The 17,547-nt window shown below is 73.8% G+C and carries 17 protein-coding genes and 1 pseudogene; 11 read left to right on the plus strand and 7 right to left on the minus strand.

Going from position 1 to position 17,547, the window contains the following annotated elements; translation table 11 throughout:
• Position 1: 1 nt before the first annotated feature.
• The 4 genes from ACFQS1_RS21625 to ACFQS1_RS21640 are packed head-to-tail and all read right to left on the minus strand — an operon-like array spanning position 2 to position 3,627.
• Positions 2-679 (minus strand): anti-sigma factor family protein, encoded by a 678-nt coding sequence (locus tag ACFQS1_RS21625; RefSeq protein ID WP_378971113.1) that lies wholly within the window; start codon positions 677-679, stop codon positions 2-4.
• Entirely contained in the window at positions 676-1,104 is a 429-nt protein-coding gene (locus ACFQS1_RS21630; RefSeq protein WP_378971115.1) for a sigma factor-like helix-turn-helix DNA-binding protein, read from the minus strand. The genes ACFQS1_RS21625 and ACFQS1_RS21630 overlap by 4 nt, the downstream gene beginning before the upstream one ends.
• Entirely contained in the window at positions 1,101-2,834 is a 1,734-nt protein-coding gene (locus tag ACFQS1_RS21635) for a YncE family protein (protein WP_378971117.1), read from the minus strand. Before ACFQS1_RS21635 ends, ACFQS1_RS21630 begins: the two co-directional genes overlap by 4 nt.
• A gap of 46 nt (positions 2,835-2,880) precedes the next feature.
• On the minus strand, positions 2,881-3,627 hold the full coding sequence (locus ACFQS1_RS21640; protein ID WP_378971119.1) for a TetR/AcrR family transcriptional regulator: 747 nt from the start codon (positions 3,625-3,627) through the stop codon (positions 2,881-2,883).
• Positions 3,628-3,690: 63 nt separating this feature from the next.
• On the opposite strand from ACFQS1_RS21640, the gene ACFQS1_RS21645 reads away from it, so the two are divergent.
• The 7 genes from ACFQS1_RS21645 to ACFQS1_RS21675 all read left to right on the plus strand — a co-directional run bounded on the left by ACFQS1_RS21645 (position 3,691) and on the right by ACFQS1_RS21675 (position 10,316).
• The gene (locus ACFQS1_RS21645; RefSeq protein WP_378971121.1) at positions 3,691-4,617 is read left to right on the plus strand and encodes an ATP-binding cassette domain-containing protein; all 927 of its coding nucleotides are present in this window, start codon (positions 3,691-3,693) and stop codon (positions 4,615-4,617) included.
• Positions 4,614-5,378, plus strand: a complete 765-nt coding sequence (locus ACFQS1_RS21650; RefSeq protein ID WP_378971123.1) for an ABC transporter permease — start codon at positions 4,614-4,616, stop codon at positions 5,376-5,378. Before ACFQS1_RS21645 ends, ACFQS1_RS21650 begins: the two co-directional genes overlap by 4 nt.
• Positions 5,379-5,458: 80 nt before the next feature.
• Complete coding sequence (locus ACFQS1_RS21655) at positions 5,459-6,319, plus strand: S1C family serine protease (RefSeq protein ID WP_378971125.1); 861 nt, start codon at positions 5,459-5,461, stop codon at positions 6,317-6,319.
• 13 nt (positions 6,320-6,332) lie between these two features.
• Positions 6,333-7,325 carry an AAA family ATPase gene (locus tag ACFQS1_RS21660; RefSeq protein ID WP_378971127.1) on the plus strand — a complete coding sequence of 331 codons (993 nt, stop codon included), beginning with the start codon at positions 6,333-6,335 and terminating at the stop codon, positions 7,323-7,325.
• Positions 7,326-7,327: 2 nt separating this feature from the next.
• Positions 7,328-8,212 (plus strand): DUF58 domain-containing protein, encoded by an 885-nt coding sequence (locus ACFQS1_RS21665; protein WP_378971129.1) that lies wholly within the window; start codon positions 7,328-7,330, stop codon positions 8,210-8,212.
• Complete coding sequence (locus tag ACFQS1_RS21670; protein WP_378971131.1) at positions 8,209-9,234, plus strand: VWA domain-containing protein; 1,026 nt, start codon at positions 8,209-8,211, stop codon at positions 9,232-9,234. The genes ACFQS1_RS21665 and ACFQS1_RS21670 overlap by 4 nt, the downstream gene beginning before the upstream one ends.
• Complete coding sequence (locus ACFQS1_RS21675; protein WP_378971133.1) at positions 9,234-10,316, plus strand: VWA domain-containing protein; 1,083 nt, start codon at positions 9,234-9,236, stop codon at positions 10,314-10,316. Before ACFQS1_RS21670 ends, ACFQS1_RS21675 begins: the two co-directional genes overlap by 1 nt.
• A 6-nt stretch (positions 10,317-10,322) precedes the next feature.
• Here ACFQS1_RS21675 and ACFQS1_RS21680 read toward each other — a convergent pair whose 3' ends face one another.
• Positions 10,323-13,061 carry an ATP-binding protein gene (locus ACFQS1_RS21680; protein WP_378971135.1) on the minus strand — a complete coding sequence of 913 codons (2,739 nt, stop codon included), beginning with the start codon at positions 13,059-13,061 and terminating at the stop codon, positions 10,323-10,325.
• A gap of 212 nt (positions 13,062-13,273) precedes the next feature.
• Between ACFQS1_RS21680 and ACFQS1_RS21685 the strand changes: the two genes are divergently transcribed.
• Both ACFQS1_RS21685 and ACFQS1_RS21690 read left to right on the plus strand, forming a co-directional pair.
• Positions 13,274-14,017: a class I SAM-dependent methyltransferase gene (locus tag ACFQS1_RS21685; protein ID WP_378971138.1), complete on the plus strand. Its 744-nt coding sequence runs from the start codon at positions 13,274-13,276 to the stop codon at positions 14,015-14,017.
• Positions 14,014-15,339, plus strand: coding sequence for an aminotransferase class V-fold PLP-dependent enzyme (locus ACFQS1_RS21690; RefSeq protein ID WP_378971140.1), 1,326 nt, complete (start codon positions 14,014-14,016; stop codon positions 15,337-15,339). Before ACFQS1_RS21685 ends, ACFQS1_RS21690 begins: the two co-directional genes overlap by 4 nt.
• Here the strand turns inward: ACFQS1_RS21690 and ACFQS1_RS21695 are convergent.
• Positions 15,336-15,728, minus strand: coding sequence for a RidA family protein (locus tag ACFQS1_RS21695; RefSeq protein WP_378971142.1), 393 nt, complete (start codon positions 15,726-15,728; stop codon positions 15,336-15,338). The genes ACFQS1_RS21690 and ACFQS1_RS21695 overlap by 4 nt on opposite strands.
• A 66-nt stretch (positions 15,729-15,794) precedes the next feature.
• Between ACFQS1_RS21695 and ACFQS1_RS21700 the strand changes: the two genes are divergently transcribed.
• On the plus strand, positions 15,795-16,445 hold the full coding sequence (locus tag ACFQS1_RS21700) for a CGNR zinc finger domain-containing protein (protein WP_378971144.1): 651 nt from the start codon (positions 15,795-15,797) through the stop codon (positions 16,443-16,445).
• A gap of 86 nt (positions 16,446-16,531) precedes the next feature.
• Entirely contained in the window at positions 16,532-17,425 is an 894-nt protein-coding gene (locus ACFQS1_RS21705; protein ID WP_378971146.1) for a ricin-type beta-trefoil lectin domain protein, read from the plus strand.
• Between the two features lie 26 nt (positions 17,426-17,451).
• Here the strand turns inward: ACFQS1_RS21705 and ACFQS1_RS40665 are convergent.
• A pseudogene (locus ACFQS1_RS40665) lies at positions 17,452-17,547 on the minus strand (IS982 family transposase); the annotation flags it as partial.

Here is a 17,547-nt window from a genome sequence, read left to right on the forward strand (position 1 = left end):
CCTAGATCGGAACCGCTACGAGGATCTGACCCGCATACGTTTCCGCCTGCACGGCCGTCACGTCGGCCGGCGCCATCAGCGCGGCGCCGTCCAGGGTGGTCGAACCGGACGGCGAGCCGAGCCAGCTGCCGGCCGGCTCGCGGGCGCCGTCGGCGGACACGACGAAGAGCCGGCACTGCTCCCCGGCCGGCACGCCGGTCACCGTCGCGGTGACCCGCACCCAGCCCACCGCCGGCCGGACCGTCGCGCGCATCGACACCCCGGTGCCGACGTCGGTGGCCGCCCCGGTGCGCGCGCCGGGCGGGGCCGAGGCCGTGGCCACGACGGACGCTTCCGGCGAGGTGATGCGGCCGATCACCGCGCCCGCGCCGAGCGCCACGACCGCGAAGGCGACGGCCGCGGCGGCGATCAGGGCACGGGTACGGCGTACCTCGCGGCGGCCGATCCGGCGTACCTCGTGCAGCGTGCGCCGCAGCAGCAGGTCGCCGTCGGGCGGCGGACCCTCGAGGAAGGCCTCCGGCGGGATCTCGCCCAGCGCGGCCTCCATCCCGCGCAGGTCGTCGACCTCGCGCCGGCACGGCGGGCAGCCGTCCAGATGCGACTGCACCGCGGCCTGCTCGTCGCGGTCGAGGACACCGAGGACGTACGCGCCGAGCAGGTCGGTCTCGTGCTCGCTCACCCGGCCACCACCTCCCGGAGCCGCCGCAGCGCGTGGTAGCTGCGGGCCTTCACCTGCCCGGCCGGCACCCCGAGCGACTCGGCCGCCTCGGCGACGTCGCGGCCCTGGAAGTAGAGCTCCCGCAGCACCTCGCGGTGCTCGGGCTCGAGCGTCTCCATCGCGCCGAGCAGGGCCATCGCGTCCCCGGAGGCGCCGGCGACACCGGGGGCGCCGGCGAGGTCGCGCACGATCGCGAACAGCCGCGCGCGGGCCGGGCCGTCGAGGACCGTGGGGTCCCGCCAGGCGGCCAGGAGCGCTTGCCGGGCCACGGTCTCGCCGCGGACCCGATCGCCGGTCAGCCGGGACGCGTACGCGAGCAGCGCCGCGCCGTGCTCCTCGAAGATCCGCCGGACCAGCACCTCGTCGGCGCGACCCCGGCGGCTCACTCCCCCACCCGCAGCACGGAGATGGTGTCGTCGGCGCCGTTGGAGACGTAGGCGAGCCGGCCGTCCGGCGCGACCGCCACCGTCCGCGGGCTGTGCCCGACCTTGACCGTGGCGGTGAGCCGGCCGGTGCGGCCGTCGAGCACCGACACCGTGTCCTCCCCCTCGTTCACCACGTAGGCGTGCTCGCCGTCGGCCGCGAACGCCACGCTCTGCGGCTGCTTGCCGACCTTGAACGGCCCGGTCCGCTTGAGCGTCACGGCGTCGATGAGGTTGGCCGCGTTCGCCTCGTAGCCGGCCACCACCACCCGCCGCCCGTCCGGCGAGACGGCGAGGCTGTGCGGCGCCCGGCTGACCGGGATCGCCTTGAGGAACTTGCCGCTCTTCATGTCGATGACCGCGACCGCGTTGGACTCGTGGTTGGCCGTGAAGGCACGCTGCAGGTCGCCGGAGAAGCCGACGGCGTGCGGGTTGGGCGGCACGACGATGCGCGAGTCCTCCTTGTTCTGCCCCGCGGTGTAGATCTCGACCCGGCCGCTGCTGTGGATCGGCACCCAGACCTTGCCGTCCGGCCCGACCGACAGCGCGAACGGCTGCAGCCCGGTCTTGAGGTAGTGGTCGGGCCGGCCGGCCACGGCGTCGACCACGGCCACGCCGCTGCCGGTCTTTTTGTCGTTCTCGTACATCGAGACATACACCTGCTTGCCGTCGCGGGAGACGGCGACGAACCGCGGGGTGTTCCGCAGCGTCACGCTGGTCACCTTGCGCGAGCCGGCGTCCACCACGGACAGCACCTTGGCGGCCTGATTCGCCACATACACGGTGGCGCTGTCGGGCGAGACGGCGACACCCTCGGGCTCGTTGCCGACCTTGATCGTGCCGATCACGGTGGGCTTGGCGAGGCTGGCGATCCGGTGGGCGAGCGCCTCGCGGGTCAGCGCCGGCGCCGGCGCGGGCGCGTCGCCGGCGGCGGCCGAGGCGAGCGGGAGGGCCGGCGCCGAGGCGAGCGGCGGTTCGGCGATCGCGTTCCCCGCATTGCCGCCGCTGCCCCGGTCACCGACCAGCGCCCAGGCGACGCCGGCGCCGCCCAGCAGCACCAGCGCGGTGAGCCCGGCGATCAGCGCCACCGCGCCGGCCCGGCTGCGGCGCTCGGGTGGCGGCGGCAGCACGGTGACCCGTGGCGGCCCGTACGTCGACAGGCCGTCGACCGCCCGCATCTGCGCCTCGACGCCCGTCCGGGTCATCGGCGCCGCGGCCATCGGCACCTGCCCGGTCACCCGCACCTCGGCCCAGCCGGCCGGCCCGCGCACGGTGACCGACCCGTCGAGCCACTCGGACCGCGGCTGCCAGAGCACGCGCAGCTGGTGGCCGGCGAGCATGGCGCGCAGCCCCGGCCCCGAGACGGTGACGGTGGCGGTCGCGGTGGCCAGCGGCGGCCCGTCGACCAGCACGTCGGCGACCACGCGCGGGGTGCCCGGCGCGACCTGTCCGAAGTCGACCCGGTCGGGGCGCAGGCGGATGGCGGTGCGCTCGAGAGCGGTGGCGGCCGCGGCCGAGACGCTGCGGCTGTCGTCCTGGGTCAGGCCCTCGAGGGCGCGGCGCGCGGCAACGGCGACCGCGAGATCGGGGCCGGCGGCGAGCCGGGCCAGCTCGTCCACCGCGGCGAGACGGGTCTCCCGGATCGGGCTGTCGATCTCGGTCAACACATGCGTCGGCAGGCCTAGATCACTCATCGTGTCCCCGCGATCATCATGTAGTGACGATGGGGATCAGCGTAATCTATTTCAGCAGCGCCGCGACCCCGTCGAGAAGCCGGGCCAACCCGAACTCGAAAGCCCGTGCCGGGTCGCTCGCCGCGTTGTACTCGGCGCCGGCGGCGGAACCGACCCGTGAGGCGGTGGGAGTCGCGGATGGATCCAGGACTTCCGCCAGGACCGGGGCGGCGCGCTCCCACCACTGCTCGTCGGTGAGGCCGGTGCGCTGGGCGACCAGGGTCGCCGCCACCGCGGTCCGCGCCGCCCCGTGCACATAGTCGGCGACCAACTGCACCACCAGGTCCATCTCGATGTCGGTCAGCCCGATCCCGTCGATCGCCCGCAGGTCGCGGTCGTACTTGGCGACCACGTGGGGACCGAGCGGCGGTCGGGCGGTGGCGACCTGCAACAGCCACGGGTGGCGCAGGTAGAGGGCGAAGTTGTCGCGGGCGACCCGCTCGAGCCGTTCGCGCCAGTCGTCGCCGTCCACCTCGCCGGAGGCCAGCACGGTGTCGAACATCAGGTCGATCAGCTCGGCCTTGCCCGGCACGTACGTGTAGAGCGACATCGGGCTCACCCCGAGCCGCTCGGCCACCTTGCGCATGGAGAGCGCGCCCAGCCCCTCGGCGTCGGCGATCGCGATGGCGGCCGCGGCCACCTCGGCCACGGTGAAACGCGGCTTGGGCCCGGGCCGGGAAACCGCGGAGCGCAGGCCCCAGAGCAGCTCGATGCTACGCCGCGGGTCGCCGCCGCCGGTGAAGTCGATGGTCACCCTTTACAGCGTACGGAGTCGGGCTATACTCGACGAACTCCGTACGCCGTAAGGAGATAGGTAATGATCTTCGCCGAGGGACTCACCAGGCGATTCGGCTCCACCACCGCGCTCGACGGGTTCGATCTCGAGGTCCCGGCCGGCACCATCCACGGGCTGCTCGGGCCCAACGGCGCCGGCAAGACCACCGCCGTCCGCATCCTCACCACGCTGCTGCGGCCCGACTCCGGCCGGGCCGAGGTCGCCGGCCACGACGTCGTGCGCCGGTCCGACCGGGTGCGCGCCCGGATCGGCCTGGTCGGCCAGCAGGCCGCGGTCGACGAGCAGCTCTCCGGCCGGCAGAACCTCGAGATGTTCGGCCGCCTGCACCACCTGGGCCGCGAACGGGCTCGCCGCCGCGCCGCCGAGCTGCTCGACCGCTTCGACCTCACCGACGCCGCCGACCGGTCCGCCGGGAAGTACTCGGGCGGCATGCGCCGGCGGCTCGACCTGGCGACCGGCCTGATCACCGATCCGGCCGTGCTCTTCCTCGACGAGCCCACCACCGGGCTCGACCCGCGCGCCCGCAACGAGGTGTGGCGCACCATCCGCGCGCTGGCCGCCGACGGGACGACGGTGCTGCTCACGACGCAGTACCTGGAGGAGGCCGACCAGCTCGCCGACGCGCTCGCCGTGATCGACCACGGCCGGGTGGTCGCGGCCGGCACCTCCGACGAGCTCAAGGGCCGGCTGGGCGACGACCATCTCGACGTCGTCGTGCGCGATCCGGCCCGGCTCGATCAGCTGGTCATGATCCTGCAGAAGATCGGCGAGCCCCGGACGGACCCCGACCGGCGGCTGGTCAGTGTTCCGGTGCGCGACCGGGTGGCGGCGCTGACCACGGTGGCCCACCAGATCAAGGAGCAGGGCATCGAGGCCGAGGACATCGGCGTGCGCCGGCCCACCCTCGACGAGGTGTTCCTGTCGCTGACGGAAAGGAGCGCGCCGTGACGGCGTACTGGATGATCTTGGACAGCTGGACCCTCACCCGCCGCACGCTGCTGCACTGGCGCAACCAACCGGCCCAGCTGCTTCTGGGTCTTTTCTTTCCGGTGATGGTGCTGCTGATGTTCGCCTACCTGTTCGGCGGCGCCATGATCGTGCCGGGCGGTGGCGACTACCGCGAGTTCCTGCTGCCCGGGATGTTCACGCTGACCATGGCGTTCGGGCTGGAGGGCACCTACACCGCGGTGGCCGCCGACGCGCAGCGCGGGGTGACCGACCGGTTCCGCACGATGCCGATCTCGGCCGCCTCGGTGGTGACCGGGCGCAGCGTGGCCGACATGCTCGACGCCGCGGTGGGGCTGGTCGCGCTGATCGCCTGCGGGCTCGCGATCGGCTGGCGCTGGCACCACGGCGCCGCCGACGCGCTGCTCGCGGTCGGCCTGTTGTTGCTGCTGCGGTATTCGCTGCTGTGGCTGGGCATCTGGCTGGCGCTGGCGGCCGGCAAGCCCGAGACGCTGATGGCGGTGCAGATCCTGGTGTGGCCGCTCGGCTTCCTCTCCAGCGTCTTCACCTCGCCCGACACGATGCCGGGCTGGCTCGGCACGATCGCCGGGTGGAACCCGCTGTCGGCGACCGCCGACGCCACCCGCCACCTGTTCGGCAACCCGGGCTCGGCCGGGCCGATCTGGCCGGCGGTCGTCTGGCCGATCGTCCTGCTCGCCGTCTTCGCGCCGCTGGCGATCCGTCGTTACCGGCGTCTGACCTGACCGTATTGCCAAGTCTCGCGAACCGGGAACCATGCGGCGGCTCCCCGCCAATTTTGTGAATCCGCTCCTACAGTCGAGAGATGCAGAGCGTCGGCGATCGTCCGGAGATGGCGGTGCTGCCGGCGGATGATGCTGTCAAATCGGGACAAAAGCCCAGAAATCCGGAGCTGCGCCGGAAGCTGCTGATCGCCGCGGTCGTGATCTGGGCCGCGGCGATCACCGCTGTGGTGATCTTCCGCGGCGGCGGCGACAAGGCGGCGCCCGCGGCGCGTCCGTCCGCCGAACCGTCCGCATCGGACGGCCCGCTGACGGCCGAGCAGATCTACCGGACCGTGCTGCCGTCCCTGGTTTCGATCCGCTCGACCGGCAAGGCGTCCTCGTCACCGGCCAGGAGCATGGCCGAGTCGGCGACCGGCACCGGCGTGATCGCGAACGCGGACGGCACCATCCTCACGGCCAACCACGTCATCGAGGGCGCCGCCGAGATCCAGGTGACCTACACCGACGGCACCACCTCGACGGCCGAGGTCCGCAGCGCCGACCCCCGGCAGGACATCGCCACGCTCACCCCAGCCGAGCTGCCCGAGACGCTGGTGCCGGCCGCCCTCGGCGGCGGGCTCGGCGTGGGCGACGACGTGGTGGCGATGGGCAACCCGCTCGGGCTGACCGCCAGCACCTCCCGCGGCATCGTCTCCGGCCTCGGCCGCGCGATGTCCCGCGAGGAGGGCGGCGACATCACCGGGCTGATCCAGTTCGACGCGGCGGTCAACCCGGGCTCCTCGGGCGGGCCGCTGATCAACGACCGCGCTCAGGTGGCCGGGATCGTGGTGGCGCTGGCCAACCCGACCGAGGCGGGCACCTTCATCGGCATCGGCTTCGCCGTACCCATCGGCGCGGCCCTCGGCGGCGGCCAGGGTGACGGCCGTACGCCTCCGCTCTAGCAAGGACGGTGGGATGAACTGGAGCGATGCCCCGGGCGCCACGGCCGGCCCGATCGAGAAGGTGCTCTACGAGGTCAAGAAGACCATCGTGGGCCAGGACGCCCTGCTCGAGCGGTTGGTCGTGGCGCTGCTGGCCCGCGGCCACATCCTGGTCGAGGGCGTGCCCGGCCTGGCCAAGACGCTCGCGGTGAAGTCGCTGGCCCAGGCCATCGGCGGCGCCTTCCACCGGGTGCAGTTCACCCCCGACCTGGTGCCGGCCGACATCGTCGGCACCCGCGTCTACCACCAGCCGACCGGCGAGTTCCAGGTGCAGCTCGGCCCGGTCTTCACCAACCTGCTGCTGGCCGACGAGATCAACCGGGCGCCGGCCAAGGTGCAGAGCGCGCTGCTCGAGGTCATGCAGGAGCGGCAGGTCACGATCGGCCGCGAGACCCACCCGGTGCCCGACCCGTTCCTGGTCATGGCGACGCAGAACCCGATCGAGAACGAGGGCGTCTATCCGCTCCCGGAGGCGCAGGTCGACCGCTTCATGATGAAGGTGCTGGTCGGCTACCCGAGCGTGACCGAGGAGTTCGTGGTGGTGGAGCGGGCGCTGACGCCGCCCGCGGCCATTCAGCGCATCATCGAACCGGAGACGTTGGTGGGGCTTCAGCAGGCAGCCGATCAGGTGTACGTCGACCCGTCGCTGATCGAGTTCGCGGTGCAGCTCGCCCACGCCAGCCGCGAGCCGGCCCGGGTCGGCCTCGGCGACCTCGCCCGTTACGTCACGTTCGGCGCCAGCCCCCGCTCGTCGATCAGCCTGGTGCTGGCCGCCCGCGCGCTCGCCTACCTGCGCGGCCGGGAGTACGTCGTGCCCGAGGACCTCAGCGACCTGGCCCTCGACGTGCTGCGGCACCGGCTGGTGCTCTCCTACGAGGCGCTCTCCGACGAGGTGACCCCCGACCTGATCCTCGCCAAGATCCTGGCGAATCTGCCGGTCCCGGAGCCGGCGGGCCGCGGGCGCTGATCATGGACACCGCGCCCGAGAAGCTGCTGCGCCGCCTGGAGTGGAAGCTCGGGCGACGCCTCGACGGGCGGATGCAGGGTGCGTACCGGACGGTCTGGCACGGCGCCGGCATCGACTTCACCGACCTGCGCGTGTATTCGACCGAGGACGACGTGCGGCACATCGACTGGAACGTCACGGCCCGGGTCGACGAGCCGTACGTCCGGCTGTACACCGAGGACCGCGAGCTGACCTGCTGGCTCGTCCTGGACCGGTCGGCCTCCATGCGCTTCGGCGGTCACGACGGCAAGGAGTCGGTGGCGGCCGAGCTGGCGATCAGCCTCGGCCGGCTGGTCTCGCGGGGCGGCAACCGGGTCGGCGCGATCCTCTTCGACAACGACGCGCAGCAGGTGATCCCGCCGCGCACCGGCCGCGACCAGATCCTCCGGATCACCCGTTCGTTGCTTCGGCCGCCCACGAGCCGCGCGAGATCGACGACCGATCTGTCCAAGATGTTTCGCCTGGCCGCGTCGACGACCATGCGCCGGCGCAGCCTCATCTTCGTCATGTCGGACTTCATCGGCGAACCGGGCTGGGAGCGGGAGCTGGCGCGGCTGACCCACCGGCACGAGGTCGTGGTGATCCGGGTGGTCGACCCGGCCGAGCTCGACCTGCCCGACCTCGGGGTGATCCTGGTCGAGGACGCCGAGACCGGCGAGCAGCTGCTGGTCGACACCGGCGATCCCCTGCTGCGCGGCCGGCTCGCCGCCGAGGTGGGCCGGCGCGAGGACGCGGTCGCCGAGGGCATGCGCAAGGCCGGCGTCGACGCGCACCGGATCACCACCGATCAGGATCTGCTGGCCGCCCTGGTCGGCATGGTCCAGCGGTCCGGGCGGGGGCGCCGGTGAGCTTCCTGCACCCCCTGCTGCTCGCGGTCGCCGTCGTGGTGACGGCGGCGGCGGTGGTCGGGTATGCCGAGGTGCAGAAGAGGCGCGCCGCCGCGATGGCTGCGGTCGGCTTCGCCCCTCATTCGCGCGGGTCCTCCGCGCCGTCCGGAGGACCAGGCGCCGGTAGCAGAGCCGGGTCGCGCCGGGCGTCGATCCGGCGCCATTTGCCGTACGTGCTGCTGCTCGCCGCCCTGCCGATCCTGATCGCCGGGCTGGCCCGGCCCGAGGCGAGGCTTGCCGTGCCGCGGGTCGCCGGCACCGTGCTGCTCGCCTTCGACATCTCCAACAGCATGAAGGCCACCGACGTCGCGCCGTCCCGACTGGCCGCCGCCCAGCGGGCCGCGGCGGCCTTCGTCGAGGAGCAGCCGGAATCGGTCGACGTCGGCGTCATCGTCTTCGGCGAGCAGGCGCTGCTCACCCAGGCGCCGACCGACGACCACGGCCTCGCGCTCGCCGCGATCAACCGGGCCGCCGCCAGCGGCGGCACCTCGCTCGGGCAGGCCATCCTGGTCGGGCTGGGCACGATCACCGGCAAGCCGGTCACGCTGCCGGCCGACGGCGCCGCGCCGGACACCGCCGCGCTCGGCTACTGGCCGTCGGCGACGATCGTGGTCTTCTCCGACGGGCAGGACACCGGCGGGCCGGACGCCGAGGCGGCGGCCGAGCTCGCGGCGGCGGCCGGGGTGCGCATCCAGACCGTCGGGGTCGGCACCGAGCGGGGTGGCGTCGTCGAGGTGGACGGATACCAGCTCGGCACCGCGCTGGACGAGACGCTGCTCACCGGCGTCGCGCAGGTCACCGGGGGCGCGTACCACCGGGCCGGCGACGCCGGGGCGCTCGCCGACTCGGCCAGGTCGATCGACCTGCGGCTGACCACCAAGAAGGAACCGGTCGAGCTGACCGCGCCGTTCGCCGGCGCCGCGCTCCTGCTGCTCGCGCTCGGCGCGTTCCTCGGCATCCGGTGGCACGGAAGGATCGTGTGATGTCGCTCAGCTGGCCATGGGCCCTGCTCGCGCTGCTCGTCGTTCCGTTGCTGCTGGTGGCCCGCTGGTGGATGAACCGGCGGCGCAAGCGCTCGGCGCTGACCGTGTCGAGCGTGGCGCTGATCCGGGCCGCGTTGCCCGGCCACACCTCGTGGAAGAGGCGGGTGCCGGTCTGGCTGTTCCTGGCCGGCCTGCTCGCGCTCGGCGCCGCCCTGACCCGGCCCGAGGCGACCGTCCAGGTGCCCTCCAACAACACCTCGATCCTGCTGGCCATCGACGTCTCCGGCTCGATGTGCAGCACCGACGTCGACCCCAACCGGCTGACGGTGGCGACCGAGGCGGCCCGCGACTTCATCAAGGAGCAGACCGACGGCACCCGGATCGGGCTGGTCGCGTTCTCCGGCATCGCCGGGCTGCTGGTCCCGCCGACCACCGAGAAGGACCAGCTGATCGACGCGATCGACACGCTCAAGACCGCCCGCGGCACCGCGATCGGCCAGGCGATCCTCACCGCGATCGACGCGATCGCCGAGCACAACCCGAACGTCGCCAAGACCGGCGTCGACCTCGGCGACGCCGCGCCCGGCACGTCCGGCGAGTACCAGCCCGACACCATCGTGGTGCTCACCGACGGCTCGAACACCACCGGCGTCGACCCGGTGACCGCCGCCGAGCAGGCCGCGGCCCGCCGGGTGCGGGTCTTCACGATCGGCTTCGGCACCACCGCGCCGACCCCGATGATCTGCACGCCCGACCAGGTCGGCGCCGACCAGTTCGGGATGGGCCGGGGCGGCTTCCCCGGCGGCTTCGGCGGGCGCGGCGCCGGCGGCCGCTACCAGGAGATCGACGAGGACGCGCTGCGGAAGGTCGCGGACACCACCGGCGGGCGCTACTTCCGGGCCGAGGACTCCGACCAGCTCGTCGGCGTGCTCAACGACCTGCCCCGCGAGATCGGCCTGCACAAGCAGCAGGCCGAGGTCACGGTCTGGTTCGTGCTGGCCGGCGTGCTGCTCGCCGGCACCGGCGTGTTCCTGTCGCTGTGGTGGAACCGCGGCCCGTCCCCGCGGCGGGGCGGGATCTGACTCCGGTCACAGATGGGCGGCCAGCTGGGCGCGTGCTTCGCAGCCCAGCTTCTGGAAGACGTGTGTGAGGTGGGTCTCGACGGTGCGCCGCGTGACGTAGAGCTGCTGGGCGATCTCCCGATTGCTCAGCCCGCTCGCGGCCATCGTCGCCACCCGGTGCTCGGCCGGGGTCAGCGCCACCGCCGTCCCGCGCGGCCGGGCGCCCAGCGCCCGCAGCTCGTCCTGGCATCGGCGGGCCAGCAGCCGCATGCCGCACCGCTCCGCCAGCACCATCGCCCGTCCGAGCGGCGCGCGGGCGGCCGCCCGGTGGTTGGCTCGGCGCAGCGCCGCGCCGAGGTCGACCAGGGTGCGGACGTACTCGAGACGGAAGGGTGAGTCGGCGAGCAGCGCCGCCGCCTCCTGCAGCGGGCCGATCGCCAGCTCGTGGTCGAGGGTCGCCGCCAGCGCCCGCAGGCCGCCGGCGCGCGGCGCCGGCAAACCCAGCTCCGAGGCCAGCGCGAGGTGCTCGGAAGCCAGCAACCGGGCGGCCTCGGTGTCGCCGAGGGCGACCAGCGCCCGGCAGTCGTCGACCCGCCACGCGGCCAGGCCGGGGTGCTGCACGTTCAGCTGCTTCCACGTCTCGGCCGCGGCCGTCAGGTCGGCGTGCGCGTCGGCCGGGCGGTGCTGGGCCAGCCGCAGCCGGGCCCGGCGTTCGAGCGTCAGCCCGGTCATGATCGTGCCGTCCGGCAGGACGCCGGCGGACTCCAGCACCGCCGATGCGTCGTTCAGCTCGTCCAGCTCGGTCAGCGCCTCGGCCAGCGGGAAGATCGACCAGAGCAGGGCGGCCGCGGGGCTGTTGAGCCGCTTGAAGTCGTAGGCGAGCCGGGCGTCGGCCTCGGCGTCGCGGATCCGGCCGGCCGCCAAGTGGGCCATCGCCCGCACGAAGCTGCCGTGGGCGAGCGCTATCCGCCAGCCGCGCGGGCGGGCGAGGTCGATGAGCGCCGTACACCTCTCCCGGGCCGCCTCGATCTCGCCGTAGAGGATGAGGGTGAACTTGGCGAACGTGGGCAGGATCGAGTCGGCGTCCTCGGCGGGGAACTCGGTGGCCAGCAGCGGCAGCACCTCGGCGGCGGGCCGGTTGTCGCAGAGCGCCGCCCAGGCGGCGCAGACCCGCCAGAGCGCGAGATCGGAGGCGTGCCGTATCAGGCCCTGCGCCTCGGCCACCCCGTCGGCCCGCATGCAGGCGAGGCCCGCCAACTCGGCCTGGAGCCGGCTCACGAGCTCGGGGTCGGACGAGGCGGCGCAGGCGAGGCCCCGCCGGCACACCCGCATCGCGTCCACGAAATAGCCGGCCAGGCCGAGCGCCCGCGCGCAGGAGAGCGCGATGCGCGACCGCTGCTCCGGGTCGACCGCCATCTCGACCGCCGAGTCGAGCAACCCGAGCGCTTCCGGTCCGACCTGCGCCGCGACCACCAGCCCGAGCCGGCACCGCACCTCCGCCTCGTCGGCGGGGTCGGGCGGCGGCTCGGCCAGCGCCCGCCGCAGGAAGGCGGCCGCGCTCTCCGGCGCGCCGCGGCGGCCGGCGCTGTCGGCCGCGGCGCGCAGCATCCGCACGGTCTCGACGTCGCGGGCCGGCTCGCTGCGCAGCAGGTGCAGCGCTACTGCCTCGGGGTCGGCGCGCTCGCGGCTCAGGATCGCGGCGGCCCGGCCGTGCCAGAGCGCGCGCTCGCCCGGCGGCAGGCCCTGATAGAGCGCGGCCGCCACCAGCGGGTGGGTCAGCTCGCGGTAGTTGAGCAGCCCGGCCGAGCGCAGCCGGTCGGCCAGCCGGGCGGCCTCGTCGGTGTCGAGCCCGGCGAGCTCGGCCGCTTGCCGCAGCGGCGCGCCCCGGCCGAGCACCGCGAAGGCGCGGGCCAGCGTTTCCGCCCCGGACGGCAGCCGGGACAGCTGCCGTTCGATGGCCCGGCCGACCTGCTCGGGGCCGAACGAGCTGAGCCGGGCCGCGGTCTCGGGTGTGGGCGGGACCCGCTCGGAATGCAAATGGTCGATGAGCGCACCCAGCAGGAACGGGTTGCCGGCCGTGGCCGCGTGGCAGGCCTCGGCGAAACCCGGCGCGGCGCCCGGCAGCCGCGACTCGACCACCGCCTCCACCGCGGCCGGCCCGAGCGGCGTGGGCCGCACCGGCGGCTCGGCCGCCGCCGCCAGCAGGTCGGCCAGCAGGCCCGGCGACCCGGGCGGCTCGCCGGTGCGCACCGCGCAGAGGATGCCGAGGCGCAGGTCGGCGATCTGGCGCACGAGCTGGAGGAGCCAGCGCAGCGACGGCGCGTCGGCCCAGTGCACGTCGTCGACGACCAGCAGCGCCGGCCCGCGCTCGGCCAGCCCGCAGGCCAGCCACACCAGGCCGTGGGCCGCCGCGTGCATCGCCTCGCCGTCCAGCGCGGGCTCGACCCCGTCGGCGTCCAGCGCCCGCCGGGCCAGCGCGGCCGCGCCCACGGCCAGCCCGTCCCACTCAGGGCCCCGGCGCAGCGGCGCGAACAGCTGCCGGGCGATGCCCCAGCCGGCGTCGTGCTCGAGCGGGCCGCCCGACGCCCGCAGCACACACACCCCGGCCGCGGCCGCCGCCTGCGCGGCCGCCGCGAGCAGGCTCGACTTGCCGATGCCGGCCGGGCCCTCGACGAGGATCAGCCGCCCGGTGCCGGCGCGCACGGCACCGAGCCGCGAGTCGAGGGCGGCCATCTCGGCGTCCCGCTGGAGCAGCACGCGAGGCATGCCCTGACGGTAGGCCCGCGGCGCCGACCACGAAACCTCGTGGTCGGATCCACGATTCAGCTTCGTCGCATCCCGGCCAGCATCGAGGCATGGATACCTCCGCCTCTACCTCTACCTCTACCTCATACTCATACTCGTTCCGCCGCACCTCGGACGAATACTCGCTCCGCCGCACTCCGGACGAATACCGGCGGCTGCGGACGCAGGCCCGCGTGTGGGAGGCCGCGACCGGCCGCCTGCTGGACCGGATCGGGCTCGCCGCGGGCGCCCGCTGCCTGGACGCCGGGTGCGGTCCGGGCGAGACGATGCGCCTGATGGCCCTGCGGGTGGGCCCGGCCGGCCGGGTCATCGGGATCGACGTGGACGCCGCGCTGGCCGCCGACGCGCAGCACATGCTGCACGAGTCCGGCCACCGCCAGTGCCGGGCCATCGCGCACGACCTGACCGCGTACGAGTCGGTGCCCGGCGGCCCGTACGACCTCGTCTTCGCCCGCCTGCTGCTGTTCCACCTGCCGGAGCGGGTCGCGGTGCTGCGCCGGCTGTGGAACGCGGTCGCGCCCGGCGGCCACCTGCTGGTGCAGGACTACGACCTGAGCACGGTCGCCACGCTGCCGCCGTCGCCGGCCCTCGACGAGGCGGGCCGGCTGATCTTCGGCACGTTCGGGGCGGCCGGCTGCGACATCCGGGCCGGCACCGCGCTGCCGACGCTGTTCGCCCAGGCCGGCGTGGGCACGCCGGACGGCACCGACGTGTCCGGCCGGGTCGAGGCGTTCGGCGCGGGCCGCCGGATGGTCGACAGCGTGCTGCGCAGTCTGGTGCCGGCCGCGCTCGGGCACGGCGTCGCGACCGCCCGCGAGATGGAGTCGGCGATGGCGGACCTGGAGGCGGACGCGACCCGCAACCCGGACCGGCCGATGCTGTGGCCCCTCATGATCGGCGCCTGGAAGAAGCGATGAACGCCCTCGACGCCACCCGGATCCGCGCGCATTTCGACTTCCCCGCGGCCGGACGGGTGGTCACCAACAACGCGGCGAGCACGCAGCCGCCGCGCGAGCTCATCGGCCTGCTGCGCGACCTGACCCCGTGGTACGAGAACGTGCACCGGGGTCAGTCCACCGCCTCCCGCCGCACCACCGCGATGTTCGAGGCGTCCTTCGACACGATCGCGGCCTGGCTCAACGCGCCCGGCCGCGGTTGCGTGGCGACCTACCGCAACACCACCGAGGCGATCAACGCGGTGATGTACTCGCTGCTCACCGAGTTCCGCGACGGCGACAACGTGGTCACCACCATGCTCGAGCACAACTCCAACTACGTGCCCTGGCACGCTCTCTGCCGCGAGATCCTGCCGCGCCTCGGCCGCCGGGTGGAGTGCCGCCTGGCCCGCTTCGACGCCGACGGCCAGCTCGACCTCGACCACCTGGCGTCCCTCGTGGACGGACGCACCAAGCTGGTCTGCTGCACCGGCGCGTCCAACTTCTCCGGCACCAAGCCCGACTTGTCGAAGTTGAGGGAGATAGCCGATGCGTCGGGCTACGCCCAGCCCACCGGCGAAACCCGCGCACTGCTGCTGGTCGACGCCGCCCAGCTCGCACCCACCAGCGCGATCGACGTCCGGGCCCTCGACGTCGACTACCTGGCGTTCTCGTTCCACAAGATGCTGGCGCCCTTCGGCGTAGGGGTCCTCTACGCCAAGCAACACCTCCTCGACCACGCCCTCCCATTCCTCTACGGCGGCGACATGATCGCCGAGGGCCGCGTCACCCCCGAGACGGTCGCCTGGAACGACCTGCCCTGGAAGTACACGGCCGGCACCCCCAACATCCTCGGCACGATCGCCTCGGCGCAGGCCCTGCGCCTGCTGCTCGACCTCGTCTTGCCGACCGCGTTCTTCGGCGGCACGGGCCCGCTGCCGCGCGTAGCGATCGAGGAGGTCATGGCCCGCGTGGGCCGGCACACCGCGAACCTGACGGCCCGCTGCATGGCCGGCCTCGCCGAGATCAACGGCCTTCAGATGTACGGCCCGGAGCACCGCACCCCGCTCGTGTCGTTCAACCTCGGGGGCGTCAGCCCGTTCGCCGTGGCGGAGGCGCTGGACCGCCGGGGCGTCGAGGCCCGCGCCGGCTGCCATTGCGCCACCCTGGCCCACCACGCGCTCGGCCTGGACCCGCCGGCGAGTTGCCGGTTGAGCTTCGCCCTCTACAACACCACCGACGACGTCGACCGCGCGGTCGAGGCGGTTCGCGAGATCGCCGCCAGCCGCCGCCTGGTCGGTTAGGACACGACGGCGACGGCGTCGATCTCGACCAGGAAGCCCGGGGCCAGCCCCGCGACGACGTGGACGGTGATCGCCGGCGGCGGGTCGGCGGGGTTCCACACCTTCTGGAAGGCGGCCACCCCCTCGTCGAAGCTCTGGCCGTCGGGCGTCGCGATGCGCCAATGCACCACGTTCGCCAGCGTGCCGCCCTCACTGCGCACAATCGTCTCGATGTTGCGGAAGGCCTGGGCGGCCTGCTCGCCGAGCGTCGGGCCCACGAGCTTGCCGTCGGGCCCGACGCCGTTCTGCCCGCCGATGTAGATGGTCTTGGCCGGCTGCTCGACCACCACGGCCTGACTGAACGCCGGGCTGCGGTGGAGTCCCTCGGGGTTGATGTGTCGCACGGGCATGGCATTGCCTCCGATCAGCATGACACCGGTTATAGAGGTTTCTGTGACACCAGTTATAGTGGTGTCATGCGAGCGAGCGCAACCGGAAGGCTTCTGGTCGACCCCAAGGGAGGGTCGTTCTGGTTCGACGCGGGCGCGGTCTGTCTCGACTTCGCCCACACCGGCGGCGAGGGCCAATATGCGAGGTTCGAGACTCTCCGCGAGCCGAGCGCCCTCGCGTCGTGGCTGGCCGAGCCGCCATTGTCGGCCGCGATGACGGCCCCGGTGACGGCCGACGACCTCACCGCGGCCAAGGCCCTCCGCCAGGCGATCTGGGAGGCGGCCCACGCCCAGGCGGCCGGGCGCCCCCTGCCGGCCGCCGCGATCGCCACCATCAACCATGCCGCGGCCGCCGCGCCGTTGATCCCCGAGCTCGCCTTCGCCGGCGCCACAGACGACCCCGACCGGGCGGCCACCCTCGGTGCCGGCGACCTGGTCTTCGCGCGGTGGGCGGCGCCGGTGGGGGTGACGCAGGCGATGTCGACGCTCGCCCGCGAGATGATCGAGTTGCTGACCGGGCCACTGGCGGGGCGCATTCGGGAGTGCGCGAGCGACAACTGCCCGATGGTGTTCGTCGATTCTTCGCGCCCGGGGGCCCGGCGCTGGTGCTCGATGGAGCGCTGCGGCAACCGGCACAAGCTCCGGGCGCTGCGCGAGCGCCGCGCCGCGGATCGATGACCGCAGCTCGAGAGTCTGCCGGGGCATCGTGAGCGGCGCGACGATCAGCCTTCCACCGGTTTGATCCGATCGCGGGCGTCCCGCGTATGGTCACCTACCAGCCCCGTCCCCTCGAAGCCCAGGCGCACATGACCGACCCGTACGACGACGCCGCTGAACGGCCCGACCCGGTCCTGGTCCGGCCCTACATCGGTCCCCTCCCTGACCAGCCGGCCCGCGATCCCGGCGACGCGCCGACCGTGGTGGTGCCGGTGATCGTCGACGAGACTTCGGCCGAACCCGCACCGGCGTCGCGTCGCTCGCGGCGTGGGCGCGGACTTGTCCTGCGCCTGCTGGCGCTGGCCGGCGGCGTGGCCGTGGCGCTCGCGGTGGCGGGCTGGCTGATCCTGTCGCCGCCCGACGACGAGACGCAGCCCGGCGCCGCTCTGCCGCACTTCAAGGCCACGCTGCCGGCCGACCCCGCCGACGCGCCGGCCCGTGCCTCGGCCTCGCACCGGCCGTCGCCGTCGCCCAGTTCCTCGAGTCCGTCGCCGTCGGCCTCGGCCTCGGGCGCGGTAAGCGCCTCGGCCAAGTCACCCTCGGCCGGAGCGACCGCGACGCTGGCGCCGCCGCCCGCCTCGGATCGCACCGGTTCGGTACGCGCCGCGAGCGGCCGGTGCCTGGCCATGGGCGGCCTGCTCGGCCTGGACGGGAGCCCGGTGCAGGTGACGGGCTGCGCCGACCTGCCGGTCCAGAAGTTCACGCTGGCCGCCGACGGCACGCTGCGGGTGTCGGGGCGTTGCGCCCAGGCCTCGGGCGAAGGCACCGTCCACATCGAGCAGTGCGGCGACGCGGCTTCGGCCCAGTGGCGGGCCGGGCCGGCGAGCTCCCTGGTCAACCCGTCGACGGGCCAGTGTCTGACCGACCCGGGCCGGGCGGGCGCGACAGCGCGCGTGGCGTCGTGCACGGGCGACTCCGGCCAGAGCTGGTCGCTCCCCTAGACGAGTGATGACTGGGTTGAGCTGGGTCAGTGGTCGTAGGCGATCAGGCTGCGGGTGACCGGTTGGCCGGTTTTGTGGTTGTGCCAGATCGCGGCGGTCATGGCGAGTAGGCGTTGGGCGAT

Origin of the sequence: Paractinoplanes rhizophilus (assembly GCF_042664765.1) — a bacterium.
GTDB lineage: Bacteria > Actinomycetota > Actinomycetes > Mycobacteriales > Micromonosporaceae > Actinoplanes > Actinoplanes rhizophilus.

Bases quoted from the DNA above. Each gene is read 5' to 3' on its own strand.
- ACFQS1_RS21635 (WP_378971117.1), bottom strand. From the start codon at position 2,834: ATGAGTGATCTAGGCCTGCCGACGCATGTGTTGACCGAGATCGACAGC.
- ACFQS1_RS21645 (WP_378971121.1), top strand. From the start codon at position 3,691: ATGATCTTCGCCGAGGGACTCACCAGGCGATTCGGCTCCACCACCGCG.
- ACFQS1_RS21655 (WP_378971125.1), top strand. From the start codon at position 5,459: ATGCAGAGCGTCGGCGATCGTCCGGAGATGGCGGTGCTGCCGGCGGAT.
- ACFQS1_RS21660 (WP_378971127.1), top strand. From the start codon at position 6,333: ATGAACTGGAGCGATGCCCCGGGCGCCACGGCCGGCCCGATCGAGAAG.
- ACFQS1_RS21665 (WP_378971129.1), top strand. From the start codon at position 7,328: ATGGACACCGCGCCCGAGAAGCTGCTGCGCCGCCTGGAGTGGAAGCTC.
- ACFQS1_RS21675 (WP_378971133.1), top strand. From the start codon at position 9,234: ATGTCGCTCAGCTGGCCATGGGCCCTGCTCGCGCTGCTCGTCGTTCCG.
- ACFQS1_RS21680 (WP_378971135.1), bottom strand. From the start codon at position 13,061: ATGCCTCGCGTGCTGCTCCAGCGGGACGCCGAGATGGCCGCCCTCGAC.
- ACFQS1_RS21690 (WP_378971140.1), top strand. From the start codon at position 14,014: ATGAACGCCCTCGACGCCACCCGGATCCGCGCGCATTTCGACTTCCCC.
- ACFQS1_RS21695 (WP_378971142.1), bottom strand. From the start codon at position 15,728: ATGCCCGTGCGACACATCAACCCCGAGGGACTCCACCGCAGCCCGGCG.
- ACFQS1_RS21700 (WP_378971144.1), top strand. From the start codon at position 15,795: ATGCGAGCGAGCGCAACCGGAAGGCTTCTGGTCGACCCCAAGGGAGGG.
- ACFQS1_RS21705 (WP_378971146.1), top strand. From the start codon at position 16,532: ATGGTCACCTACCAGCCCCGTCCCCTCGAAGCCCAGGCGCACATGACC.